Origin of the sequence: Rhodoferax sp. U2-2l (assembly GCF_020594515.1) — a bacterium.
Taxonomy (GTDB): domain Bacteria; phylum Pseudomonadota; class Gammaproteobacteria; order Burkholderiales; family Burkholderiaceae_C; genus Rhodoferax.
In genome coordinates, this window is sequence record NZ_JAJCTH010000016.1 from 70,598 (window position 1) to 95,188 (window position 24,591).

General features: G+C 63.8%; 25 protein-coding genes. 7 read left to right on the plus strand and 18 right to left on the minus strand.

Annotated features, from left to right (window positions below):
- Nucleotides 1-12: 12 nt before the first annotated feature.
- On the minus strand, nt 13-1,320 hold the full coding sequence (locus LHU53_RS14820) for a carbonic anhydrase (protein ID WP_227333429.1): 1,308 nt from the start codon (nt 1,318-1,320) through the stop codon (nt 13-15).
- A gap of 144 nt (nt 1,321-1,464) precedes the next feature.
- On the opposite strand from LHU53_RS14820, the gene ruvB reads away from it, so the two are divergent.
- Nucleotides 1,465-2,532 carry a Holliday junction branch migration DNA helicase RuvB gene (ruvB, locus tag LHU53_RS14825; RefSeq protein WP_227333430.1) on the plus strand — a complete coding sequence of 356 codons (1,068 nt, stop codon included), beginning with the start codon at nt 1,465-1,467 and terminating at the stop codon, nt 2,530-2,532.
- Between the two features lie 67 nt (nt 2,533-2,599).
- Nucleotides 2,600-3,559, plus strand: a complete 960-nt coding sequence (locus tag LHU53_RS14830) for a TRAP transporter substrate-binding protein (RefSeq protein WP_227333431.1) — start codon at nt 2,600-2,602, stop codon at nt 3,557-3,559.
- Nucleotides 3,560-3,587: 28 nt separating this feature from the next.
- Here LHU53_RS14830 and LHU53_RS14835 read toward each other — a convergent pair whose 3' ends face one another.
- From LHU53_RS14835 to LHU53_RS14865, 7 genes are all read right to left on the minus strand, one after another.
- On the minus strand, nt 3,588-4,226 hold the full coding sequence (locus tag LHU53_RS14835; protein ID WP_227333432.1) for a histidine phosphatase family protein: 639 nt from the start codon (nt 4,224-4,226) through the stop codon (nt 3,588-3,590).
- Between the two features lie 9 nt (nt 4,227-4,235).
- Entirely contained in the window at nt 4,236-6,650 is a 2,415-nt protein-coding gene (locus tag LHU53_RS14840) for an EAL domain-containing protein (protein WP_227333433.1), read from the minus strand.
- Nucleotides 6,647-7,945: an HD-GYP domain-containing protein gene (locus tag LHU53_RS14845; RefSeq protein ID WP_227333434.1), complete on the minus strand. Its 1,299-nt coding sequence runs from the start codon at nt 7,943-7,945 to the stop codon at nt 6,647-6,649. Before LHU53_RS14845 ends, LHU53_RS14840 begins: the two co-directional genes overlap by 4 nt.
- Nucleotides 7,946-8,066: 121 nt before the next feature.
- The gene (locus tag LHU53_RS14850) at nt 8,067-8,651 is read right to left on the minus strand and encodes a DUF4136 domain-containing protein (protein ID WP_227333435.1); all 585 of its coding nucleotides are present in this window, start codon (nt 8,649-8,651) and stop codon (nt 8,067-8,069) included.
- Between the two features lie 24 nt (nt 8,652-8,675).
- Nucleotides 8,676-9,683: a tRNA 2-thiocytidine(32) synthetase TtcA gene (gene ttcA / locus LHU53_RS14855; protein WP_227333436.1), complete on the minus strand. Its 1,008-nt coding sequence runs from the start codon at nt 9,681-9,683 to the stop codon at nt 8,676-8,678.
- A gap of 13 nt (nt 9,684-9,696) precedes the next feature.
- Complete coding sequence (locus LHU53_RS14860; protein WP_227333500.1) at nt 9,697-10,071, minus strand: dihydroneopterin aldolase; 375 nt, start codon at nt 10,069-10,071, stop codon at nt 9,697-9,699.
- Between the two features lie 78 nt (nt 10,072-10,149).
- Nucleotides 10,150-10,935: an SDR family oxidoreductase gene (locus tag LHU53_RS14865; RefSeq protein WP_227333437.1), complete on the minus strand. Its 786-nt coding sequence runs from the start codon at nt 10,933-10,935 to the stop codon at nt 10,150-10,152.
- Between the two features lie 20 nt (nt 10,936-10,955).
- Here LHU53_RS14865 and LHU53_RS14870 point away from each other — a divergent pair, with 20 nt between their 5' ends.
- The 5 genes from LHU53_RS14870 (at nt 10,956) to LHU53_RS14890 (ending at nt 14,359) form a co-directional block, all read left to right on the plus strand.
- Nucleotides 10,956-12,098 (plus strand): class I SAM-dependent methyltransferase, encoded by a 1,143-nt coding sequence (locus tag LHU53_RS14870; RefSeq protein ID WP_227333438.1) that lies wholly within the window; start codon nt 10,956-10,958, stop codon nt 12,096-12,098.
- Between the two features lie 73 nt (nt 12,099-12,171).
- Nucleotides 12,172-12,366: a DUF2905 domain-containing protein gene (locus tag LHU53_RS14875; protein WP_227333439.1), complete on the plus strand. Its 195-nt coding sequence runs from the start codon at nt 12,172-12,174 to the stop codon at nt 12,364-12,366.
- A 61-nt stretch (nt 12,367-12,427) separates the two neighbouring features.
- Nucleotides 12,428-12,868 (plus strand): thioredoxin TrxC, encoded by a 441-nt coding sequence (gene trxC / locus LHU53_RS14880; RefSeq protein ID WP_227333440.1) that lies wholly within the window; start codon nt 12,428-12,430, stop codon nt 12,866-12,868.
- A gap of 89 nt (nt 12,869-12,957) precedes the next feature.
- Complete coding sequence (locus LHU53_RS14885) at nt 12,958-13,341, plus strand: phosphomannose isomerase type II C-terminal cupin domain (RefSeq protein ID WP_227333441.1); 384 nt, start codon at nt 12,958-12,960, stop codon at nt 13,339-13,341.
- 10 nt (nt 13,342-13,351) lie between these two features.
- Nucleotides 13,352-14,359, plus strand: a complete 1,008-nt coding sequence (locus tag LHU53_RS14890; protein WP_227333442.1) for an ROK family protein — start codon at nt 13,352-13,354, stop codon at nt 14,357-14,359.
- Here LHU53_RS14890 and flgL read toward each other — a convergent pair.
- From flgL to flgC, 10 genes are read right to left on the minus strand one after another with little or no spacing between them, the layout of a single operon-like run.
- A complete protein-coding gene (gene flgL, locus LHU53_RS14895) occupies nt 14,356-15,615 on the minus strand; it encodes a flagellar hook-associated protein FlgL (protein WP_227333443.1) in 1,260 nt (419 codons plus the stop codon). The two genes, LHU53_RS14890 and flgL, sit on opposite strands and share 4 nt — an antisense overlap.
- A 26-nt stretch (nt 15,616-15,641) precedes the next feature.
- A complete protein-coding gene (flgK, locus tag LHU53_RS14900) occupies nt 15,642-17,636 on the minus strand; it encodes a flagellar hook-associated protein FlgK (RefSeq protein WP_227333444.1) in 1,995 nt (664 codons plus the stop codon).
- Nucleotides 17,633-18,547 (minus strand): flagellar assembly peptidoglycan hydrolase FlgJ, encoded by a 915-nt coding sequence (flgJ, locus tag LHU53_RS14905; RefSeq protein WP_227333445.1) that lies wholly within the window; start codon nt 18,545-18,547, stop codon nt 17,633-17,635. The genes flgK and flgJ overlap by 4 nt, the downstream gene beginning before the upstream one ends.
- On the minus strand, nt 18,547-19,683 hold the full coding sequence (locus tag LHU53_RS14910) for a flagellar basal body P-ring protein FlgI (protein WP_227333446.1): 1,137 nt from the start codon (nt 19,681-19,683) through the stop codon (nt 18,547-18,549). Before LHU53_RS14910 ends, flgJ begins: the two co-directional genes overlap by 1 nt.
- Before the next feature lie 35 nt (nt 19,684-19,718).
- Nucleotides 19,719-20,444, minus strand: a complete 726-nt coding sequence (locus tag LHU53_RS14915; protein ID WP_227333447.1) for a flagellar basal body L-ring protein FlgH — start codon at nt 20,442-20,444, stop codon at nt 19,719-19,721.
- A 15-nt stretch (nt 20,445-20,459) separates the two neighbouring features.
- A complete protein-coding gene (flgG, locus tag LHU53_RS14920) occupies nt 20,460-21,242 on the minus strand; it encodes a flagellar basal-body rod protein FlgG (RefSeq protein ID WP_227333448.1) in 783 nt (260 codons plus the stop codon).
- 19 nt (nt 21,243-21,261) lie between these two features.
- The gene (locus LHU53_RS14925; protein ID WP_227333449.1) at nt 21,262-22,002 is read right to left on the minus strand and encodes a flagellar basal body rod protein FlgF; all 741 of its coding nucleotides are present in this window, start codon (nt 22,000-22,002) and stop codon (nt 21,262-21,264) included.
- A gap of 35 nt (nt 22,003-22,037) precedes the next feature.
- Nucleotides 22,038-23,477 carry a flagellar hook protein FlgE gene (locus LHU53_RS14930; RefSeq protein WP_227333450.1) on the minus strand — a complete coding sequence of 480 codons (1,440 nt, stop codon included), beginning with the start codon at nt 23,475-23,477 and terminating at the stop codon, nt 22,038-22,040.
- 41 nt (nt 23,478-23,518) lie between these two features.
- Nucleotides 23,519-24,166, minus strand: coding sequence for a flagellar hook assembly protein FlgD (locus LHU53_RS14935; RefSeq protein ID WP_227333451.1), 648 nt, complete (start codon nt 24,164-24,166; stop codon nt 23,519-23,521).
- A gap of 15 nt (nt 24,167-24,181) precedes the next feature.
- Entirely contained in the window at nt 24,182-24,586 is a 405-nt protein-coding gene (gene flgC / locus LHU53_RS14940) for a flagellar basal body rod protein FlgC (protein ID WP_227333452.1), read from the minus strand.
- Nucleotides 24,587-24,591 lie beyond the last annotated feature (5 nt).

The window sequence follows — 24,591 nt, forward strand, 5'->3', positions numbered from 1 at the left end:
CGCCTGCGCCGCTTACTGGGCGTTGCGGATCGGGCGACCGTTCACCGCTTGCACCGGGCGGGCATTGTTGGGGTAAAGCTGCTGAAACAGCCGCAACTGCGTCTGACTGAGCTGGGTGGGGGTTTTCATCACCATCCACAACACCCCTTCGGTGCAGGGCGGCGTGGTCAGCGAGCCCATGAACTGGTAGTAGCGCTGGTCTTTGGGCAGCAGCTCATCCATGTCCAGCAGGCCAGCGGGCATGCGCACCTCGTCATTGATGTCCAGCGGCATGTAGGTCCACACCTTGTCGATCAGCGCATTGGCTTCACCCGGGTCCAGCAGCACCGCCACCACGGCCAGTTGTCCCTGCTCATTTTGGTGTACCAGATGCGCCACCATGGCAAAGCTGCGGAAGTTCACCCGTTCTTCCGACGGGGTGTGAAAGTGAAACTGCACCAGCGTGTAGGTGGAGCCGCGCACGGTCAGCGTGTTGTTGCCCTGGATGTTCACCTGGATGGTGTGGCCGTTGTTCACCACCACGCCGTTGGCGGGCTGGTAGTTGAACAGCAGCGGCTCGGCCGGGCCCTGCAACGTGTATGAATCTTCGATGTTGATCGGCGACTGGCGTTTGCCGATGGCGCAGGTGGTGAACTCGGGCTTGAGCTGGCCCCAGGCTTGCGGGCCGGTGGGTCCGGCATACGTCCAGTGCCCATCGCCGTGGCTGCCGTCGGTGGGGTTGGCCAGGGCGGGGGCATGCCCGGCCAGGGCGGCGGCCCGGGCCTGGAGGTACTCGCGGCTGGCTGTGGGCTTGACCACGGCGGGGACGACCCGTGGGCTGCGTGCCGCCACGGCCGGGCGCACCGCGGGGGCGGGTGCGGCCTGCACCTCGGGCGTAGCTGCTTGGGCAGAGGTCGCCACAGCCGCTACAGCGATGGCTGCCGTTTTGGCGGTTGTGGCCGCTTTGGCGGTTGGCGCCGGTTTGGGTTGGGCAGCCACCGGCTCGGGTTGGTCCGAGATCACCAGGGTGAGTTTTTTGCGACTGGGCAGGCTCTCGCGCAGGGCTTTTTTGATGTCGTTGCCCAGGTCGACTTTGTCCTCGGCGGGGGCGGCTTCCGGTGCCGTGGCGACCGGTTTGGAGGGCGCTGACTTCGCGCTGGCGGCGGGTTTGGCGACCACGGCGCCAGGGTCGGCGGCATGGGCCTGGCTCCAGCCGCCGCCAATCAGCAGCGCACTCAGGCAGGTGGCCCAGGCCCGTGCGCGCCAGTCTGCGTCACATTGAGCGCGAGCCGCCAGCCTAGGGGGGGGCATGGCGCGGGGCCAGGTGGGGTGTGTGTTCATGTCTTGTCCGGGGTCAGGCACTGCGGTGCGCGGGGCGTGAATAGTCTGTATGTCTTGTTATCGGCAAACTCGGGCACAGTATTGAGCGCTATAGTGCCAGCCAAACCCCGCTTTGCCCATTCGATTCCGCCACCTGAGCCCGCTGTGAGTATCCAAACCGACGACTTTGCCCCGGCACCCGCCAAACGTGTGGTGTCCAACGCGCCCGCCTCGCCCCATGAGGAGGCGATTGAGCGCGCCCTGCGCCCCAAGCTGCTCGACGACTATGTGGGCCAGGTCAAGGCGCGTGAACAGCTCGAGATTTTTATCGGCGCTGCCAAAAAGCGCGACGAGGCGCTGGACCATGTGCTGCTGTTTGGCCCGCCCGGCTTGGGCAAAACCACGCTGAGCCACATCATCGCTGCCGAGCTGGGGGTGAATTTGCGCCAGACCAGCGGCCCGGTGTTGGAGAAACCCAAGGACCTGGCGGCGCTCTTGACCAACCTGGAAAAAAACGATGTGCTGTTCATCGATGAGATCCACCGCCTGAGCCCGGTGGTTGAGGAAATCCTCTACCCCGCGCTGGAAGACTACAAGATTGACATCATGATTGGTGAAGGCCCGGCGGCGCGCAGCATCAAGCTCGATCTGCAACCCTTCACCCTGGTGGGCGCCACCACCCGTGCCGGCATGTTGACCAACCCGCTGCGGGATCGTTTTGGCATCGTGGCGCGGCTGGAGTTTTACACGCCTGAGGAATTGGCGCGCATTGTCAAACGCAGCGCCGGGCTGCTCAATGTGCCGACCGACCCGGATGGCGGCTTCGAGATTGCCCGCCGCTCGCGCGGCACCCCGCGCATTGCCAACCGGCTGCTGCGCCGGGTGCGCGACTATGCCGACGTCAAAGGGGTGGGCGAGATCACGCTCGACATCGCCAACCGCGCGCTGGCCATGCTCGATGTGGACCCGCAAGGCTTTGACTTGATGGACCGCAAGCTGCTGGAGGCCGTGATCCACCGCTTTGACGGCGGCCCGGTGGGCCTGGACAACATCGCCGCCAGCATTGGGGAAGAGCGCGAAACCATTGAGGACGTGATCGAACCTTATCTGATCCAGCAGGGTTACCTGCAACGTACCCCACGTGGGCGCATCGCCACGCTGGCCGCCTACCGGCATCTGGGCGTCACGCCACCGGCACTGCAGGCAAGTGGGGTGGACCTCTTTGGTGTGTGAGCGGGCTGGCCAACGTTTGTCGGCTGGCGTCAACCAGGAGAAAAAAATGTCTCGAACGGACTGGACAATGAGACGCACGTTGGCCCTGGCCAGTGCGGCGTTCTTCTGCGCTGGTGCCGCGTGCGCGGCCGATGTCACCTTGAAGCTCGGGCACGTCGCCAATGAAGACAATTCGTGGCACAAGGCGGCGCTGAAGTTCGCACAAGAGGTCAAGACCCTGACCCGCGGCCAGGTGGAGGTCAAGGTGTTCGCCAACGAGGCGCTGGGCAAGGAAATGGACCTGATCAACGGCATGCAACTGGGCTCTGCCGACATGACCCTCACCGGTGAATCGCTGCAAAACTGGGCGCCCAAAGCCGCCTTGCTGGCCATTCCCTATGCCTTCAAGAGCCTGGCCGAGGTGGACAAGGCGGTGACGGGCCCGCTGGGGCAAGAGATCAAGCAGGAGGTGATTGAACGCGCCAAAGTGATCCCCTTGGCCTACTTCGCACGGGGTCCGCGCAACCTGACCTCCAGAACACCCATCCGATCGGTGGACGATGTGAAGGGCCTGAAGATGCGCGTGCCCAACGTGCCGGTGTTCATGCAATTCTGGCGCAGCGTTGGGGCGCAACCCACCCCGATGGCGTTTGGTGACGTGTTCACCGCACTGCAGACGGGCGTCGTGGAGGCCCAGGAGAACCCGCTGGCGTTGGTCAAGTCGGCCCGGTTTTTTGAGGTCCAGAAATACGTGAACCGCACCGAGCATGTCCGCTCCTGGATCTACCTGGCCATGGGTGAGAAGTCGTTCAACCAACTCACGGCAGATCAAAAGACAGCGGTGCAGGAAGCCGCCCAGCGCGCGCAAGCCTACGAGCGCTCCTTGATGCTGGCCGACGAGCAGAAGCTCGAAGCCGAGCTCAAAGCCAAGGGCATGATCTTTGTCGAAACCGACCCGTCCGGCTTTGCCAAGAAGGCCAGAGAGGCAGTGTTGGCCGCGGCCAAGGCAGAACTCAAGCCGGTGATTGCGAAGCTCTACGCCAACTGAAGGGCGGCAGACATCAAGCGCGATACGCTCAGGTGATGGCCTCATCCCGAACGCTGCTCTCCAGGTGAGAGGTGTCGGCCCAGCCGACCAGGGTGAAGCCTTCGGGCGTCCACAGCAGGCGGTTGATGGCGGCGTTGCCCAACTGCCAGGCGCGCGGGGCCTGCAGGTCTTGCCCGGTGGCCAGCCGGTACAGCATGTCCATCACCCCGCCATGTGCCACCAGCACGATCTGGCCGCCGAGGTGGCGCGCCGCCAAGCTGGAGGCGGTGCGCTGCACCCGCTCGCGCACGGCCACCAACGATTCACCACCGGGGGGCGCCCAATGCGGCTCGCGTTGGCGCCACTGGCGTGACAGGTCGGGCCAGAGGGCCTCGATCTCGGCGTAGGTGCGGCCCTCAAACTCGCCAAAACCGCGTTCACGCAGGCCGGTGTGCGGCGTCAGGGGGCAGGCCGCCACCTCGGCAATCGCCTGTGCGGTCTGCCAGGCGCGCAGCAGGTCGCTGGCGTAGACGGCGTCCACCGGGTCATCTGCCAAGGCTTGCGCGACGCGGCGGGCTTGCCACTGGCCCACTTCGTTGAGGGCAATGTCCAGGTGCCCCTGGATGCGGGTGTCCACGTTCCAGGCGGTTTCTCCGTGGCGGATGGCGATGATGCGGGTGGCTTGCATGGTGGCGACTCAGCGCAGCGGTTTGGGCAGGCTGTGCATCAGGGCCTCGAACTGGTCGGGGGGCAGGCCGGGTGCACACAAAAAACCCTGGAACGACTCGCAGCCCAGGCTGGCCAGGTAGTCGCGCTGGGCCGTGGTCTCCACGCCTTCGGCCACCACCTTGAGCTTGAGGCCACGCGCCATGCCGATGGTGGCGCTGACAATGGCGCGGTCACCCTCGTCGTCGGGCAGGCCAGTGACAAAGGAGCGGTCAATCTTGAGCTTAGAGATAGGGAACCGCTTCAGGTAGGCCAGGCTGGAATAACCCGTGCCAAAGTCATCAATGGAGAGTGCCACGCCCAGCGCGGCCAACGCGTGCAGGCGGCCCAGGGTTTCGTTGGCGTCCTGGATCAGGATTGACTCGGTCAGCTCCAGCTCCAGCAGGTGCGGCGCCAGCCCCGCAATGCTGACCACCGCGGCCACGATGTCGACAAAATCGGGCTGCTGGAACTGCAACGCCGACACGTTGATCGACACCGTCACCGGTGTGCCCTGGTTTTGCCACAGGGTGGCCTGGCGCACGGCTTCTTCCAGCACCCAGTTGCCCAGGGTGGTGATGTAGCCCGAGGCTTCGGCCAACGGGATGAACAAGCCGGGGGATACCACGCCCAGGTCGTCGTCGGTCCAGCGGATCAGCGCCTCGGCCGCCAGCAGGCTGCCGCAGGCCAGTGAAATTTGTGGCTGGTAGGCCAGCCGGAACAGGTTGCGCTCCATGGCCTGGCGCATGGCGTGGTCCATCTTGATGTGGGAGAGCAGGTTCACATTCATCTGCGGCTGGTAAAACCGGAAGCTGCCGCGGCCGCGCGCTTTCACCAGATACATCGCCGTGTCGGCGCACTTGATCAGGGTGTCCAGGGTGTGGCCATCCTCCGGGTACAGCGCAATGCCAATGCTGCAGCCCACCGAAAACTGCATATCGTCCACGTGGAAAGCCTGGCCCATGGCCTCCAGAATGCGCTGCGCCAGCACCTCGGCGCCGCGGGCATCCATGGATTGCAGAAAAATCACAAACTCGTCGCCACCCAGGCGGCACAGGGTGTCGGTGTCGCGCAGGCAGCGTAGCAGCCGTTGCGCCACGTCCACCAGCACCCGGTCGCCAAAGTTGTGGCCCATTGAGTCGTTGATGTTCTTGAAGCGGTCCAGGTCGATGAAAAACACGCCACATCCGCCACCGTTGCGCTCGGCCACGCGCAGTGCAAACTCGGCCCGCTGTGACAGCAGCAGGCGGTTGGGCAGGCCGGTGAGCACGTCGTTGTAGGCCAGTTGCTCGATGCGTTTTTGCGCCGCGTGCTCCTCGGTCAGGTCGCGGAAAAAACCGATGCTGTGCGACACCTGGCCCGCATCGTCGCGCAGCAGCACCCACGAGGCCTGCACGGCGCAGGCGCCCAGGTCTTGCTGGCGCAGCCAGAGCTGGCCGCGCCAGAAGCCGTGCTCCGTCAGCCGGGCGACCACGTTGGTCAGCAGTTCGGGGTTTTGCGGGTCAAAAAAGAAGTCTTTGGGCGAGGCGCCCAGCAGTTTCTCTGGCGGGCACTGCGTCAGGCCCAGACAGGCCGGGTTGACCGCCAGAATGGTGAAATCCGCGCGGGTGATGAAGATCGCTTCCAGGCTGGACTCGAACACCTTGGCGGCCAGCTTGAGTTGCGATTCGGCGGCCAGGCTCTGCGTGATGTCGCGAAATGAGAACACCCGCCCGGTGGGCTGGCCGCGGCTGTATTGCGGGCGGGTGACGCGCTCCAGCACGCGCGCGTTGGTCAGCACCAGAATGTCGGCCGCTTCCAGCAGCGGGTTGTCGGCGATGTCTTGCAGCCGCTGGGTGTACAGCGCCGCGTCACTGACCTGGCTGGTCAGGTGGGCGCACAGCGCGGCATCGTTGCGGGTGAGCAGAAGGGCCTCTGGCACCGCCCATAACTCGGCAAAGCGCCGGTTGTAGTTGCGGATGCCGCCCGCCATGTCACTGACCAGAATGCCGTCGGCGGTGGATTCCAGCGTGGCGCGTAACTCGGCCACCAGTTGCTCCAGCTCGTCTTCGGTGCTGCGTTGCTGGCGCAGGTCGCGGATGCCCACCAGGTACACCGAGCGGTCCGCCTCGGGCCAGACCAGGCTGACGCGGCGCTCCACCGCCACCGCCACGCCATCGGCACCGCGCAAGAGTGTCTCGGAGTGGATGCTGTCGGTCAGGCCGGCGGCCACGTCCTCCCAGAAAAACTGGTCTTCCGGGGTGGCGGTGAGTTCAATCGCGGGTTTGCCCACCATGTCTTGCCGGGCCAGGCCCAGCAGGTCGCAGGCGGCCTGGTTCACGGACAGAATGCGCAGGTCGGTCGGGTCGACCAGCCAGACCGATTCGAGCAAGCCCTCGATCAACGGCCGCCAGACCACGCGTGTCATGTCGCCTCCCCGGGCGCGGGCGCATCCAGCGCGCGCTCAAAAAAGTAGCAAATGCGCTGGCGTGGTGACAGGTACTCGAGCGCCGCTTGCGGCAAACTGGCAGGTTTGAGGCTGCGTTTGATGCTGAGCTCGGGGGCGGCCTCCAGGTCGAGGATCAGCGCCTCATGGGGGGGCACCTGTGCATCAAACACGATGATCCGGGGCTTGAGTGGCCGCGACGAGTTGACCGACACCACCATGGCGTAGCGCTCGTCGGTCAGTTGCACCACCGAGCCCGGCGGGTACACCCCCATCATGCGGATGAAACCACCCAGCACGGTGGCGTCGAACCGGCTTTTGAACTGCGCAAAAAGCAGCGCCAGCGCTTCATGCGGGGTGACCGCCAAGCTGGGGCGGCTGGGGTTGCACAGGTTTTCGTAGCGGTTGACCAAGGCCAGGATTTTGCCCGGCAGGGTCATGGCGTCCCCCTTGAGCCGGACTGGGAAACCGCTGCCGTCGACCATCTCGTGGTGCTGGGCGACGGCCTGCAGGGCGCCACCAGGCAGGCCCATGCGCTGGCCCAGCATCACGCTCTGGGCCACGTGGGACTGGTAGGCCTTGATTTCATGGGCGGAGAAGCTGTCGTCGAGCCAGCGCACCCGGTCGGGCAGCTCGGTTTTGCCAAGGTCATGCAGAAATGCCGCCAGACCCAGGTCCGCCAGGTCTGCCGCCGCCAGCCCCAGCTGTTTGCCCAGCAGCAGCGAGATGATGCTGACGTTGACCGGGTGCATGGCCAGTTTGTCACCCATGCCATCGGACAGCAGGCGGATCGCCGTCTCCCCGTTGCACTGCATGTCCCCGACGAAACTGTCCACCAGCGTTTGGCACTGCGTCATCACCTCGCGCGGCTTGCTGTGTACCTGCTCCAGCACCTGTTTGTACTGGCGCACGGTCTGGCCGAAACGGCGCTCGCACACGGCCAGATCACGTTGCTGGGCGGCCAAGGCATCAGCGCGCTGCTTACGCTGCAGTTGCTCCTGGGCGGCGCGCTGGGCGGCGGTGTCGTTGTGCGGACTAGCCGGGTTGGTGGCCTGCAGCGGGGCCTCGACCAGCGTGCTGGGGGGCGGGTCACTTTTGGCAGGAACGTAGCGAACCTGCCTGAGCCCGAGACCCTGAATGATCTCGATCTGTCGCTCAGACGTGATCTTGAAGCTGCCTGTGGGAAACGGATGCGCCATCCAGCCCAGTTCAAGCTCGACATACATGCCCGTTTGCAGGCGCTCGATAGCAATGACTTTGGAGGAGACTTCTTCCATGGCGGATGGTCAAGACGGACAAGGCTGGTGAAACGCGTCAACGACGCAGTTTCAAGTGGGGCTGATCATACAAACGAAACCGGCTGTCACCGGGTGCCTGTGCACCGTGTGTGGCGTGCCTTTAACGCGGTATTTCAATGTTGACGCGGCGCACACCCGCAGGCGGGTTGGGGAAACCTTGCAAGGCGGCGTCCAGCATGGCTGGCAGTACGGCGTCGCTGTCGGACCAGGGCCCGTCGTGGGTGGCGCGCGACTCAAACACCACCGCCAGCGTGGCGCGCTCACGGATGATCAGACCCACCTCGCGCCAGTAGTTGGTGCGGGCATCCAGCCCGGGAAACAGCCCCCCGCCGCCCACCGAAACACCGCCATGGCCAAACATCCAGCCCAGGTTCCAGCCCAGCGCCGGGCGGTCCAGCGCGATGTACTGCGCACGTTGGATGGCCGACACCTGCACGCTGTAGCGGGCGACCGGGTCGTCGCGCCGCAAACCGACCTTGGCCAGCGCCTGCTCGGCCATGGCTTCCAGCCGGGCTTGTGCTTCGGGATTGGCCTGCTGGGACGGTAGCCGCTCAAAGCGGTAACGGCTGCCTGCAGGCACTGAGCTTGGCGCGAAGCTGTTGACCTGGCTGTCCACCAGCCGCATACCGGTACAGCCGGTCAGCAGAAAGACGGTCAAAAGTAGCGCTGAGAGTGCTTTGTACATAGCGGCTGCAGGCCTCGTTGATGCTCAATCAGGGGTTGCCACCAGAGGAAAACCCGGCCGCAGGGGCAGCGGGAATTCTTCTTCATCAAACACTTTATCGCCATCGGCATCGGCTTGTCCAGTGACCTGGATGTTGTGGAAGTCGTGGCGCTTGCGGTCCATCAGGTGCGAGGGCACCACGTTTTGCAGCGCGGTGAACATGGTCTCGGTGCGGCCTGGCCACTGGCGCTCCCACTGGTGCATCATGCGCTTGATTTCCTGGCGCTGCAGGTTCTCCTGGCTGCCACACAAGGAACACGGGATGATCGGAAACTGGCGGTGTTCGGCCCAGGCAATCAGTTCTTTTTCAGCCACATTGGCCAGCGGGCGGATCACGATGTGACCGCCATCGTCACTGACCAGTTTGGGCGGCATGCCCTTGAGCTTGCCGGCAAAAAACATGTTCAAAAAGAAGGTGTGCAACATGTCGTCGCGGTGGTGGCCCAGTGCGATCTTGGTGATTTTGAGCTCGTCAGCCACCCGGTACAGGATGCCACGGCGCAGGCGGCTGCACAGGCTGCACATGGTTTTGCCCTCGGGCACCACCTTCTTGACGATGCTGTAGGTGTCCTGGGTTTCGATGTGGAATTCGATGCCGAGTTTGCTCAGGTACTCGGGCAGGATGTGGTCCGGAAAACCGGGTTGTTTCTGGTCGAGGTTGACGGCGACGATGTCAAAGTGGATCGGCGCACGCTGTTGCAGCTTGATCAGAATGTCGAGCAGGCCAAAGCTGTCTTTGCCACCACTCACACACACCATGACGCGGTCGCCTTCTTCGATCATGTTGAAGTCGATGATCGCCTGGCCGACCTGGCGGCACAGGCGTTTTTCAAGTTTGTGGACCTCACGTGCGGCGCGCAGCGCCGCCTCCCGACTGGCGCCAGGTGCGTTGGATGGGGTCTCGGTCTCGGTCTGGGTGGGTGCGGTGACGTCGTCAGTCCAAATGGCTGCTGGCGGTTGGTGGATAGCGGGGGTGATCACTTGGGTTGTCATGTTGGGGTGCTCCTTACCACTGCCCGGTTTCCATGCGGATGGCCACTTCGCAGTCGGTGAAGATCTCCAGTTTGGCAATCTTCACGCGCACACCTTTCACGTTGGGCAACTGCATCAGGCGGGTGCAGAGCTTGCCGATCAGCGTTTCCAGCAGGTTCACGTGTTCGGCAGTGCATTCGTCGATGATGATCTTTCGCACCTTGCGGTAGTCCAGCACGTGGGTGATGTCGTCATCAGCAGGCAGCAGCGGCTGCAGCCCCAAGTTGAGCTCAGCGTCCACCTGGATCGGCTGCGGGGCGGTTTTTTCGGCTTCCAGGATGCCCAGGTTGGCATCAAAACGCAGCCCGGTGAGTGTCAGGGTCTGCAGGCCCTGGGTGTAGGTGGCCATGGGTAGGTGTCGCTTATCGGTCAAGGGTTAAAAGGGAAGGGCGCAGCCGACGGGCATGGGGGCCGCCGGGCTGGCGATCTACATCAGCGAGAAGTCGCGCTCGAACTTCATCAGGTGCTGGCCACCGTCCACCAGCAGTGTGGTGCCGGTGATGGAGTTGTTGTTGAGCGCAAACGCCACGGTGGCGGCCACATCCGCCGCGGTGGACGAGTGGCCCAGCGGCGACAGCTTGTGCAGCATGTCGAATTTTTCAGGGCTCAGCATGTGGCTGGTCAATGTCAGGCCTGGTGCCACACCCACCACGCGCAAACGCGGGGCCAACTCGATCGCCAGCATGGTGTTGGCGGCCTCCAACGCGGCTTTGGACAGCGTGTAGCTCATGAAGTCGGGGTTCTGGTTCCACAGCTTCTGGTCCAGCAGGTTGACGATGGCGCCGCGCACCTCATCGCCCTGGGTTTTCAGGTGCTCAGACAGCGCGTGGCTGAGCAAAATGGCGGCCCCGGCGTTGGAGCGCACATGTTTTTCCAGCGCGGCAAAGGTGAAGGTGGCGGCGGTGTCGTGCTCAAAGGTGGAGGCGCTGTTGACCAGCGCGTCCACGTGGCCAAATTCCTCGATCACCGTGGGCAGCAGGTTGCGCACCGCGGTTTCACTGGCCAGGTTGGCACGGAAAGAGGCACACGCCCCAGCCAGTTTCTTGCAATCAGCGACGGTTTTGGCGGCATCTTCGACCGAATCGCGGTAGTGCACCGCCACCCGCCAGCCCTCTTTGGCCAGGGTCAGGGCGATTTCGCGGCCCAGGCGCTTGGCCGCGCCGGTGATCAGAACCGTGCGCTGGCGAGGGGCGGGGGGCGGGGTGGTGGACATTCGGGGACAATCCGGTGGTGATGACAACAGCCCCAAGTTTAACGAACGCCCTTGCCCAACGCATCGCCCACGCCATTTCGCGCTCGGGCGGCTGGATCGGCTTTGATGATTTCATGCACCAGGCGCTGTACACACCGGGCCTGGGCTACTACGCGCACGGCAGCGCCAAGTTTGGTGCCATGCCCTATGCGGTGCAGGACGGCGAGCGTGTGGCGGGCAGCGATTTTGTCACCGCGCCCGAGATGACGCCACTGTTTGGCTGGACGCTGGCGAACCAGGTGGCGCAGGCGCTGCAGGTGACCGGCACCCAGGAGGTCTGGGAATTTGGTGCGGGATCCGGCGCTTTGGCGCTGCACGTGCTGCAGGCTCTGAAAGCGCAAGGGGTGACACTGTCGAGCTACACGATTGTGGATATTTCCGGCAGTTTGCGCGAGCGCCAGCAAGCGACGCTGGCCGAGTTTTCAGAGGTGGTGCGCTGGGTCGATGCGCTGCCAGACGCCATGCAAGGCGTGGTGTTGGGCAATGAAGTGCTGGACGCCATGCCGGTGAAACTGCTGGCCCGCGTCCACGGCGTGTGGTTTGAGCGTGGCGTGGCATTGGGCGAGGTGGCCACCGACAGCGCACCGGCCTTCATCTGGCAAGACCGCCCCACGGACTTGCGCCCGCCGCTGGACATCCCTGGTGAGCACGATTACCTGACCGAGATCCACCCCCAAAGCGAGGCTTTTCTACACACCCTGGGCGACAAGCTCACCGCCGGGGCGGTGTTTTTGCTGGACTACGGTTTTCCCGAGGCCGAGTATTACCACCCGCAGCGCCACATGGGCACGGTGATGTGCCACCAGGCGCACCAGGCGGACAGCGATCCGTTGGCCGATGTTGGCGCAAAAGACATCACCGCCCATGTCAATTTCACTGGTGTGGCCCTGGCGGGTAATGCCGCCGGGCTGGACGTGCTGGGCTACACCAGCCAGGCGCGATTTTTGATGAATTGTGGCCTGCTGACCTACCTGGAAGCCGCCGACCTGCCGACCCGCGTGATGGCGCAAAAACTGATCATGGAACACGAAATGGGCGAGTTTTTCAAGGTGATCGGTTTCTACAAGGGTGAACCGTGGCAGGCGCTGGGCTTCGCGACGGGCGACAAGACGCATACCTTGTGAGGTTCAGGCAAGCCATGGGCCTTTTCTCAAACCCCGTCTCAGGGCGCCTTCGCGGCGTTGTTCGGGGTGCCCCATGATCCGCTGGCTGATTGTTGTTTTGCTCGCGCTGATTGTGCTCAACGGCTTCACGCCCTGGCTGCAAAAGCTGGGTTTTGGGCGCCTGCCGGGTGATGTGCGTTTCAAGATTTTTGGCCGTGAAATTTTCCTGCCGTTTGCCACCACCATCATCCTGAGTTTGGTGGCGGCCGGTATTTCCCGGGTGCTGTGACGCCCGCCAGGGCTTGATATGTCAGGCTCAGGCGATATATGAAGGGCAGAAAGGTATCACCATGACAGACGCCCTGCACCTTGTTTGCCCCCACTGCCACACCACCAACCGCGTGGCCCGCGCCCATTTGGGCAGTGCGCCCGACTGCGGCAGTTGCCACCAGCCGCTGTTTACCGCGCATTCCACCGCGCTGGACGAGGCCAGTTTTGACAAACACATCAGCCGCAACCACATCCCGGTGCTGGTCGATTTCTGGGCGCCGTGGTGCGGCCCGTGCCGCCAGATGGCGCCGGGTTTTGAGCAGGCGGCCAAGCAGTTGGAGCCGCATATCCGGGTGGCGAAGGTCGACACCGAAGCTAACCCATCCTTGGCTGCGCGCTTCCATATCCGCAGCATCCCGACGCTGGCGTTGTTTGTGGGTGGCCGCGAAGTGGCGCGCCAAGCGGGTGCTTTGGGCGCGGCAGACATCGTGCGCTGGACGCAGGCGCATGCGCCGCGCTGAGGCTCCCCATTGGGGTGGTGACATCGGCTGGTCTACGGTCTGGCCACGAAGGTTTAGCATGCAAGCCTTCGCCACCGAGGGCATCGACCATGACGCAACCGAGTCCGCCAGACCACTCCCGCATCCAACGCCCCTGGGGGTGGTACGAAACCATTGCCGAAGCACCGGGCTTCAAGATCAAACGCATCGGCGTGCACCCGGGTCAGCAACTCAGCCTGCAAAAACACCGTCACCGTACCGAGCACTGGGTGGTGGTGCAGGGCACGGCGCATGTCACGCTGGATGACCGACGGTTTGACCTGACGATGGGCCAGGCTTGCGACATCGCGCTGGGGCAGGTCCACCGGCTGACCAATCCAACAACGCTGGCCGTCGAAATTGTGGAGGTGCAATTTGGCGATGACTTGCGTGAAGATGACATCATCCGTTTGAGCGATGATTACGGTCGCCTTTGCACCCCTGACCTCGACTGAAAGCCTGTTCATGACCTCGAACCTCCCCTCGCGCGTGATCTCTTTTGACACCTTCCAATTGCCTGCAGGCAGCCCGCCCGTCGCCTGCGTGGACATCGGTGGCACCAAGGTGGCGGTCAACATCGTGGATGAACATGGCGTGCGCGGCAAGGTGACCGAGCCCACCGCCACCACCGGCAACCCCGATGCGCTGGGGCGGCAAATCATCCGCCTGATTGGCCAGAGCTGCGCGGCGGCCGGCGTGCCGGTGGCCCGGATTGCCCGGGTGGGCGTGGCGGCCTGTGGCCCGTTTGTGTTGAACCAGGGGCACGTCGAGCTGGCCGCACCCAACATTTGCGGCGGCCAGGCCGGTCCGGCGCGCGGCTTGCCCAACGATTGGAAAACCGCCCTGCTGGAGGCCCCGCTGCGGGCCGCTTTCCCGCAGGTACGGGTAGAAAACGATGGCATTGGCGCACTGGAGGCCGAGCGCCGCTGGGGCGCCTTGCAGGTGGACGGTGTGCCCATGGCCCACTGTGCCTACGTCACCTGGAGCACCGGCATTGGCACCGGGCTGTGTGTGGATGGCCACGTGCTGCGCGGCAAGAACGGCAACGCGGGCCACGCCGGGCACAGCTTTGTGGTCAGCAATAACGACGCCCTGTGCGGCTGCGGCAATGTGGGCGATGTCGAAAGCCTGATCGCCGGCAACGCCATTGCCCGCCGGTTTGCGCCACTGGGTTACCCGGACGCCGCTGCGCTGTTTGCAGCCGCTTACGCCGGTGATGCCAAGGCGGCCGCCTTGATCGATGAGCTGTGCGAGATCATGGGACGGATGTTGTACGACCTGATCGTCACGCTGGATGTGCAACGCATCAGCATCGGCGGCAGTGTGTTCTGGCACCACCGCGACCACCTGTTGCCCAAACTGCGCGCCGTGGTGCGTGGCAAGATGCCGCCGCTGACCGAGGGCTGCGAGATTGTGGCCGCAGGCCTGGGCCTGGGTGTGGGCGACTTTGGCGCGCTGGCGCTGGTGGCTTAACGGATGTAGTCAAACAGCGACAGTTGTTGTACCTTGGCGTAGGTCTGCAGCGCCACTGAGTAGCCGTTCTCTTGTTTGTTGAAGTCTGCCAGGCCTTGGATCATGTCCAGGTCTTCGGCGCGTGCGCGGTCAGCCTCCACCTGCACGCTGCGGTTTTTTTGAAGATCGCTGATGCGGTCGGCGCGGTTCAGCAACTCGCCGGCCTGGCCACGCACGGCGCTGATGTTGGCCAGACTGATGTCAATGTTGTGCAATGCCTGACCGACCGCCTGCGTGACGCTGTTGTTGGTGGTGGCGCCGCCAATGCCGCGAATGGCGTCGTCCATCACGCTGAAGACGCTGGCCTTGGGCTCGATGGTGAAACGGTCTGACGCCGAGGGGCTGCCGGTCAAGGTCAGGCTCAGGCCGCCGACGCTGATGGGGATGCGGGTGGCTGAGGTGGGGTAGTCCGCCCCGGTCGTTGGGGTTACCCCGGTAGCAGGCACTCGGGTGCCATCAGCCAGGGTTTCCACCAAGTCGTAAGTGAGCTTGCTTTGGCCAGGACTGGCGCCAGCGGCGACCATCAAGTTGCTGATTTGATAGGTGGAGCCTGTGACCTGCGCCGTATCGGTGACCGTGACCCCGCTGGCTTGCAGCGTGCTGGCGGCGTTGCTGTTGCTGACATTGAAGACCCCGTCCTGCGCCGGTGAGAGCATGAACGCCGCATCGCCGTCGAGCGCAAACGGAATCGCCACGTCGCTGGCGGCGCTCTGGCCGGGCAGGCCTTTGAAGTTGTAGTCCTGTGGCTGCACGGTGGGGCCGACAAAGGGTTTGAGGGCGCTGCCAAGGGCGTTGAACAGTGGCAGGCCGTTGCTGTCCTCGGTGTTGGCCAGCGCAAAGATCTGGTCGCGCAGGCCTTGCAACTCGCCCGCAATGGTTTTGCGTTCGCCGCTGTTGACAATGCCGTTGCCGGCACTCACGACCAAGTCGCGAAAGCGTTGCATGGCGGTGGTCACCTTGCCCAGCGTGCTTTCGGCCACGGCGATGGCGTTGGTTTGGGACGCCAGCGCCCGCTGATCGGTGGCGATGCGGCTCAGGCGGGTCAGGGCGCGCTCGGCCATGGCGGCGCTGGTGGGGTCGTCGCTGGCGCGCAGGATCCTTTTGCCCGAGGTCAGGTTTTCTTGCAGGGCACTCAGGTCGGTGAAGCGGGTGTTGATGTTGCGGATCGAGTTGTCGTAGGCGTTGGCCGAGCTGGTGCGGTAGATGGCGGTGGACATGGTGGTTTCTCCTGTGCGCCAGGGGGCTATCGAATGGTCTGGATCAGGGTGTCAAAAATGCCTTGCGCCACCTGAATCACCTTGGCCGAGGCTTGATAGGCTTGCTGGTATTGCAGCAAGCGGGCCGCTTCTTCGTCCAGATTGACGCCCGAGACGGCTGCGCGGTTTTGCTCCAGCGTGGCGGCCAGCTGGGACGACACCTCGGCGGTGAAGCTGGCGCTTTGGGCGCGCACCCCAATCTGCGCCATCAGCCCGGCGTAACCGTCGGTCAGCGTGGCGCCGTCAAACATGTTGATATCGCGCAAGCCCATCATGGCGGAGGCGTTGCCGGAGTTGATTTTGTAATCGATGCCGTTGTTGTTGGCCGCGTCTTTGCTGCCCACCACCGCGAAGGTGTCACCTGCTTTGGGCGTACCTTGCAGCACCAGCGACCATTCGCTTCGTGGACTGGTCGCAGGCACCGTGCCTTCAATGGCGGTGCCGGGCACATAGTTGTGGGTGGTGGGCAAGGGGATGGTTGCCGGGTAATTGGCATAGTTCGCATCATCGCTGCGTATGTACTGGTTGGCGCTGATGAACCGGAGGGTGACGGGTGTTGCCGCGGTTTCAACCAGGGGCGGGTTGGTGCGGGGGGTTAACGCGACCAGCTGCAAACTACCGGTGTTGGTTGTGCCCATCTTGCCAGCAATCGGGCTGGCCACGGCCAGTGACCGGGCGGAAGAGAACTCAGCGCTGATGGTCTGGGTGGAGGCGCTGAAAGGCTTGAGCAGGAATCGGTCGCCTGCAGCGGCTGCGCCAGAGTCTCGATTTAAGGTTAAGCCGTCAAAAGTGATAGAAGTACCCGCACCGAAGTCAAACGCGGTCTGCTTGCCGTCCGACAAGCGCGTGATGCTGCCAGTGGTGCCGCTGGCAAAGCTGATTTCATAGTCCGAAGCCTCGAACTGCGTGACATCGGCCACGCCCAGGCTTAGCACCGCCGACCCCGTGTTGAGGGTGGCCGGCGCCTTCGGTGCCAGCACACTCTTGCTGAAATCTGCGGGCGTGAACAAATCCCCCCCCACGTTGCCATCCAAATCCAGCCCCAGCTTGTGCTGGTCATTCATGCTGGTGGTGACCGCGGTGGCGTAGCGCCCCAGCAGGTTGCGGGCCTCGGCCAAGTCGGTGTTTTGAAAGCGCAACAGGCCGGGAATCTCGCCGCCGCCCAGGGTGGCTTCGTTGAGGGTGAAGGACTGGCCGTTGCGCACAATGGCCAGTTTGCTGGTTTGTGCGTCACCAAAGTCGCCGTCGGTCAACTGCAGTGTGGCCGCGGTCGTGCCCAGCACCAGCGCCTGGCTGCCGCCAATGAACAGGCCGATGGTGCCGTCATCGGCCGGGATGGAGGTGGTCTGGATGTACTGGTTGATGTCGCGGATGAGCTGGTCGCGCTGGTCCAGCAGGTCGTTGGGTGGCTGGCCGTTGCCCAGTGCGCGGGCAATTTTTTCGTTGACCTGCGCCACGCTGGTCGCCAGCGTGTTGAGCGTGGTGAGCTTTTGGTCCAGCTCCTGCTCCAGGCCCATTTGCAGCTCGTCCATGCTGGCGGCGGTGCTGCTCAGGCGGGTGGCGGTTTCGTTGATGCGGGTCAGGGCCACGGTGCGGGCGGTCAGGTCGGTGGGGCTGCTGGCCACGTCCGAGAACGCGTTGAGCATGTCGCTCACCGCAGCGCCCAGCGCGTTCTTGCCGCCGGGGAACAGGTTTTCAAGCTGGTTGAGTTTGGTGGCGCGGGCGTTGTCGGCGGCGCTGGTGGTGCTGGCCAACGTGGCCTGGCGGTTCAAAAAAATGTCGTAATTGCGCTGGATGGTGTCAACCTCGACCCCTTTGCCGATGTAACCACCGCCCGTGAACTGGCCTTCAATGGTTTGCAACACCGCCGTCTGGCGCGAGTAGCCCACGGTGTTGACGTTGGCAATGTTGTTGCCGGTGGTCTGCAGCAGCGTCTGGTTGGCGCGCAGGGCGCCGCTGGCCACGTTGAGCAGGCCGCTCATGATGCACTCGCCACCATCGTCATACGTTGTTGCAGGCGCTGGGTGGTTTCAATGGCGCGGCTGAGCTTGGTCGCGTAGTGGGGGTCGGTGGCGTATCCGGCTTTTTGCAGGCTGCTGGCAAAGGCTTGGGCCGAGCCGGTTTGCTGGGTCACCTGGGCATAACGCGGTGACTGGGTGATGAGCCGGGCGTAGTCGCGGAACGATTCGTCGGTGGAGGCATAGGCGCGGAACTTGGCCACGCGTTTTTCGGCCACGCCGTTGACGTATTCGGTGGTGGTGACTTCGGCCACCGGGCCCTTCCAGCCAGCACCAGCCTTGATGCCGAACAGGTTGTTGGACGAGCTGCCGTCACGCATGCGGATGTTGTGTTTGCCCCAGCCGGTCTCGTGGCCGGCCTGGCCGACCATGTAGCTGGCCGGGATGCCGGTTTCGCGCTCGATGCGCATGGCCGATGCGGTGTGGCGCTCCACAAACTGGCCCTGGCTCGACGTGGGTTTGACCGCGTTGGCGCTGTAGGCCGCCAGGGACGATGACTTTTGCATCGCGCTCATTGGCGGGGTGGTCAGCTTGCCCGCACTGAGGGCGCCTGGCGGCAGGCTCACCCCCATCTGCTGCGCCAACTGCGCGGCAATCAGGTCGGACAGCCCGCCGGGCTGGCCCGACATCTGCACGGCAAACTGCTGGTCCAGCAAGTCGGTGCCCAGGTCGCTGCCGGCGTTGTCGAGCATGCCGGACTTCATGGTGGCTTCACGCATGCTTTTGATGAGTTCGCGCATGAACAGCGACTCGAACTGCTTGGCGGTCTCCCGAATCGCGGCGGGGCTGTCGCGCCCGGCTTGCAGTTTGAGCTTGCCCAGCGAGTTGGCGTCTGCCGCCAGCGCGTTGGAAATGCTGTTCTCGGCGATGTTCATCAGATCACCTCCAGCTCGGCATTCAGGGCACCCGCGGCCTTGATGGCTTGCAAAATGGCCAGCAGGTCTTGCGGCGTGGCACCCAGCGAGTTGAGTGCGCGCACCACGTCAGACAGCTGGGCCGCCGCCGGTAGCGCAATCAGCATGCCGGGTTCTTGCCGGATCTGGATGTCTGACTTGGGCGTGACCACGGTTTCGCCCTTGGACAAGGCGTTGGGCTGGCTGACGTTGAAATCAGTGGTGATGCTGATCGACAAATTGCCGTGCGCAATGGCGCAGGCGCCCAGGCTCACCGCCTGGTTCATCACGATGGAGCCGGTGCGCGCGTTGATGACCACCTTGGCCGACGGCACCGAGTTTTCCAGCGGCAGTTCTTCGAGTTCGGCCATGAACGTCACCCGTGCATCGGGCTCGGTAGGGGCGTTGACGCGGATGGTGCGCCCGTCCATGGCATTGGCCACACCGCTGCCAAAGCGGCGGTTGATGGCTTGCGCCACCCGCCGAGCGGTCTGGAAGTCCGAGGCTTCCAGCCCCAGAATGACGCTGTTGCCCTCCTGCAAGGGGGTGGCCACCACCCGCTCCACCTGCGCCCCGTTGGGGATGCGCCCGGCGCTCAGGTGGTTGACTTGCACCTTGCTGCCGCCCGCGGCCGCACCGGCGCCGGCAATCACCAGGTTGCCCTGGGCCAAGGCATAAATCTCGCCGTCGGCGCCTTTGAGCGGCGTGGCAATCAGCATGCCGCCCTTGAGCGATTTGGCGTTGCCCATCGATGACACGTTCACATCAATGGCCTGGCCCGGGCGGGCAAAGGCCGGCAACTCGGCGGTCACCAGCACGGCGGCCACGTTTTTCAGCGAGGCGGCGTTGGTGGTCAGGCCCAGCTGTTGCAGGTAGTTGCTCATGCCCTGGTTGGTCAGGCTCAAGCTCTGGTCGCCGGTGCCGTCCAGCCCCACCACCAGGCCAAAGCCGGTCAACTGGTTGCTGCGCACGCCCTCAACGGCCGCCACTTCCTTGATACGGGCGGCCTGGGCGCTGCTGGCGGCCAGCCCCAGGCTGAGCGCGGCCAAAAAAGCCAGGCAGCCAGCGGCCCAGCGTTGGCCTGCGCGGTGGTGACGTGTGGTGAAGAATGCGTGCATGATTGGTTTACCCCTCGGCACGATTCTGCGCAACTTTAGAACGGTAAAAAGCTGAAAAAGAACCGCATTAACCAGCCAACTGTTTGCGCTTCGGCTTGCGCGCCGCGACCGCGGGACTCAACGCGCACGTTGGCCACCTGGGTCGAGTTGATGGTGTTGCCGGGTTTGATCAGGCGCGGGTCAATGGTGCCGGTGAAGCGCATCACGTCCACATTCTGGTTCACGCCAATTTGTTTGTCGCCAGCCACTTTCAGGTGGCCGTTGGGCAGCACCTCGACCACCGTGGTGGTGATGGTGCCTTTGAATTCGTTGTTGCTGGCGGTGGCGCCGTCGCCGGAAAAGTCGTTCTCAGACCCCGCCTTCACACCCGCTTTCAGTCGGGCCAGGTCGGCGCCTGAGAGCAGCGGCATGGCACTCACGCTGGCCGATGTGCTGGTGCTGCGGTTGGCGGTGGAGGAGGACTCTTGCGTGGCCTCCACCTTTTCCTGAATCTGGATGGTGATCATGTCCCCCACCAGGCGCGCGCGCGGGTCTTCAAACCCGGGGCGGTAGGAGGCTTTTTGAAACAGGCTGCCGGTGGCCGGGCCCATGTCGGGCCGGGCGGCGGCGATCGGCTGGGCAGGCGCTGCGGGCGGAAAGTCGACCTCGATTTTGCCGGGCAGCGAGGCGCAGCCGGTACCCAGCAATGCCAGCAGGCAGGTCAAGGCCAGCGTGCAGCGAGCCGCCGGGCGGGGTGTGGGGGTCTTGCCGGGAGTTTTCATAGGGCACCTGGGAACTTACAGTTGGCCGAGCTTTTGCAGCATCTGGTCCGAGGTCTGGATGGCTTTGGAATTCAGTTCATAGGCGCGCTGGGTGGCGATCATCGACACCAGCTCCTGCACCACATTCACGTTGGAGGTCTCCAGAAAGCCCTGCATCAACTTGCCCATGCCGTCGGTGCCGGGCGCGGTGGTGTCGGGCTGGCCGGAGGCGGCGCTCTCCGCATACAAATTGCCGCCCAGTGGTGTCAGGCCCGGTGGGTTGATGAAGCGCGCCAGGGCGATCATTCCGATGTTGGTGGGCGCTGTGTCGCCTGCCAGCGTGGCACTGACGGTGCCGTCGCCAGAAATACTGACGGACTTGGCGCCGATGGGCACGGTGATGCCACTGGCCACCGGCAGGCCGGTGGCGGTGACCATCGTGCCATTGGCATCGATTTCAAACTTGCCGTCGCGGGTGTAGCCGGTGGTGCCATCGGGCATCGTCACCTGAAAGAAGCCCTGACCGTCAATGGCGACATCAAAGTTGCTGGCGCTTTGCTCCAGGCGGCCTTCGGCGAAGGAGCGACTGGTGGCCACGCTGCTCACGCCCAGACCAATCTGCATGCCGGTGGGCAGGGTGGCTTGCTCGGTGCTGTTGGCGCCCACCTGGCGCAGGTTCTGGTAAATCAGGTCCTGAAACACCGCGGTGGATCGTTTGAAACCATTGGTGGAGACGTTGGCCAGGTTGTTGGAAATCACGTCCAGCTGTGTTTGCTGGGCTTGCATGCCCGTCTTGGCAATGTACAGAGAGTTGATCATGGGGGTGTCCTGTCAAAAATTAGCCTTGCATGCTGAGCAACTGGGCTGCCGCGCGGTCGTCGGCCTCGGCGGTTTGCATCAGGCGGGTTTGCGCCTCGAACTGGCGCGCGGTCTGGATCATGCCCACCATGGTCTCGATCGCATTCACATTCGAACCCTCCAGCATGCCGGGTTGCAGGCGGGCGTTGCCATCGTTGGGCAGCGGGTCGCCGGAGGTGGTGCGAAACAATCCGTCTTCGCTGCGTTGCAGTGGGTCATCGGCCGTTGGGGTGCCCAGTTTCAGGCGGCCAAGGGGTTCGGGTGGCTGCCTGCCCACCTTGGCGCTCAGGGTGCCGTCCCGTCCAATGGTCACCTCGGCGCCCAGGGGCACGGTCATGGGCGCGCCGCCATCGTTGAGCACGGTCAGGCCGGTGTTGGTTCTGAGCGTGCCTTCAGCATCAACTTCAAACGAGCCGTTGCGGGTGTAGGCCTCGGTGCCGTCGAGCCCCTGCACAGCAAACCAGGCCTTGCCGTCGGCCATGGCGTCCAGCGCCCGACCGGTGCTTTGCCCGGTGCCGGGCAGGTCCAGAAAGCCCGGCGTGGCCTCCAACGCCATCACCCGGGTGGTGGACCCGTCGCCGCGCACCGGCACCGCGCGGTAGGTGGACAGCTCGGCGCGAAAGCCGTTGGTGGACACATTGGCCAGGTTGTTGGCCAACACGGCTTGCCGGTTGGCGGCCGCGTTGGCCCCGGTCATGGCGGTGTAGATGAGTTTGTCCATGGCGGCTCCGTGTCAAAAGCGGGTCAGTGACTGGCTTAACGCAGGTTGACCAGGGTGGACATGATCTGGTCTTGCGTCTTGATGGTCTGCGCGTTGGCCTGGTACGAGCGCTGGGCGGTCATCATGTCCACCAGCTCCTTGGTCAGGTCGACGTTGGACTCTTCCAGCGCGCCCGAGCGCAGGAGGCCGAACTTGCCCTGCCCGGGCGAGCCTTGTACCGGCAGGCCGGAGGCGTTGCTGGCGGCCCAAGCGTTGCCGCCCAGCGGCGTCAGGCCTTGGATGTTGCGGAAGTCTGCCAGCGCCAGTTGACCTGCCGCCTGGGTTTGTCCGTTGGAATAGTTGGCGGTGATGATGCCATCGTTACCGATGTTCAAGCCGGTCAGTTCGCCCGCGGTGTAGCCGTCCTGGGTCAGGTCGGAGATGGCAAACGCGGTGCCGAACTGGGTGGTGCCGTCAAATACGATGTCGACCGGACCGTTCAAAAACCCATCGGTGTCATTCGGGTTGAGTGTCTTGATGCCGGTCGCTGCTGGCAAGGTGAAGCCAAACTTGCCCACGTTATCGGCATTGCCAGCCGGCGCGGCGATGTTTGGGCCGGTTAGCCGTCCTGTTGAGTCAAAGGTGATGGTGCCCAAACCTGTCGTGTCTGCTGTGTCAAGGGTGGTGAATACCCGCCAGGTGTTGGGGCCCACTGGTGGCGTGGCAGCTGCATTGACAGTTTGTTTTTCAAAATAAAGATTCAAAGGCGAAGCGACCCCTTGGGAGTCATACACATTGAGCGTCGTGCCAAAAGTGGCGCGAGGTGTGGGCGGGACGGCTGCGACTGCTGCAACTGCCAGAACTGCTGGAACTGCTGGAACTGCTGGAGGTGTTGGCACCCCGGTAACGGGATCAGGCGGGCCCGCAGGCACAGCCGGCACCGCCGCCACCGCCGCCACCGCCGCCACCGCCGCCACCCCGGCCGCCGGATGAGCCGTTCCCGGCAAATTCAATTCGGCAGAGACCGCGGTGGTGGCTTTGGCGGCAATCGGCGCGTTGGTGGGTAATTGCAGTTTCTCAATAGAAGCGCTGGTGACCTTGCCCGTTGCGTCGGTGGGGTAACCCATCAGGTTGGCTTTGTTGTTGGTGATGATGTAGCCGTTGGTGTCGAGCTTGAACGAGCCGTCGCGGGTGTAGGCGGGTGAGCCATCGGACTGTGTCAGCTGGAAAAAACCACTGCCGTTGATGGCCACATCCAGGTTGTTGTTGGTGGTGGAGATGTTGCCCTGAGTGAACAACTGCGCCACGTTGGCCACTTCCACACCAATGCCGACGCCACCCGAGCTGGCCGAGCTGAGGGCGGATGACACCAGGCCACTGAACTCGGCGCGTGAGGCTTTCATGCCGGTGGTGTTGGCATTGGCGATGTTGTTGCCGATCACATCGAGGTTGCGGGCGGCTGCATTGAGCCCTGAGAGGCCGGTCTGGAATGACATGATGGTGTCCTTTGGTGGCTTGGAAGTGAATGGGGGTTGGGTTAGAGGATGGCTTTGACCGTGCTGTAGTCGACGGCCGTGCCGTTGGACAGCTGAACTTTCATCACACCGCCCTCGCTGCCCACTGAACTGACGGTGGCGCGGGTCAGGGTGGTGTGGCCAATGGCCTGGCCGCCCAGCGTGGCGCTGACCTTGAAGGTGGGGTCGCCGGCAAAGGTGTACTTGGAGGCGTCCCAGTCAAAGCTGTGCTGACCGGCGCCCAGCGCACCCAGGTTCAGGGTGTCGATCACTTGCCCGGCGGGTGACAGCACCTCCACCTTGACGCTCTCGGCGCGGCCGTTGAGCTCAAACGCCGCGCTGCCGACCTTGTCTTTGAGGGTCAGGGTGTTGCCGGTGACCAGCACGTCGTGCCCGACCATGCTGCTGCCTTGCAGCACCTGCATGGCGGTGAATTGTTCGGCCATGCTTTTCAGGGTGTCGTTGACCTGCTGGATACCGGTGACGGTGTTGATCTGCGCCATCTGGCTGGTCATCTGGGCGTTGTCCATGGGGTTCATGGGGTCCTGGTTGTTGAGCTGCGCCACCAGCAGTTTCAAAAACCGGTCTTGCGCTGCTTCCGACGACGAGGCGCTGCTGGTGCCGCTGCTGGCCGCGGACGAAGTGTTGCTGGTGGCGATGGGGGTGATCATGGCGATGTCCTTGGTTTACTGGCCCATCTGCAGTGTTTTGAGCAGCAGGGATTTGGCGGTGTTCATCACTTCGATGTTGTTCTGGTAGGAGCGCGAGGCCGAGATCATGTTGACCATCTCTTCCACCGGGTTCACGTTGGAGTGGTTCACATACCCTTCAGCATCGGCTGACGGGTGGTTGGGGTTGTGCACGCGTTTGAAGGGCGCGTTGCTTTCTTCAACAGAAGTGACCTTGACGCCAGCGGCCGAGTCGGCGCCCATGGATGTGGTTTGAAACACCACACTGCGCGCCTTGTAGCCCTGGCCGTCCGGCCCGGCCACGGCGTCGGCATTGGCCAGGTTGCTGGCGACCACGTTGAGCCGCTGCGACTGCGCGCTGATGGCGCTGCCCGAGACGTTGAATATGGAAAACATCGACATGGTGT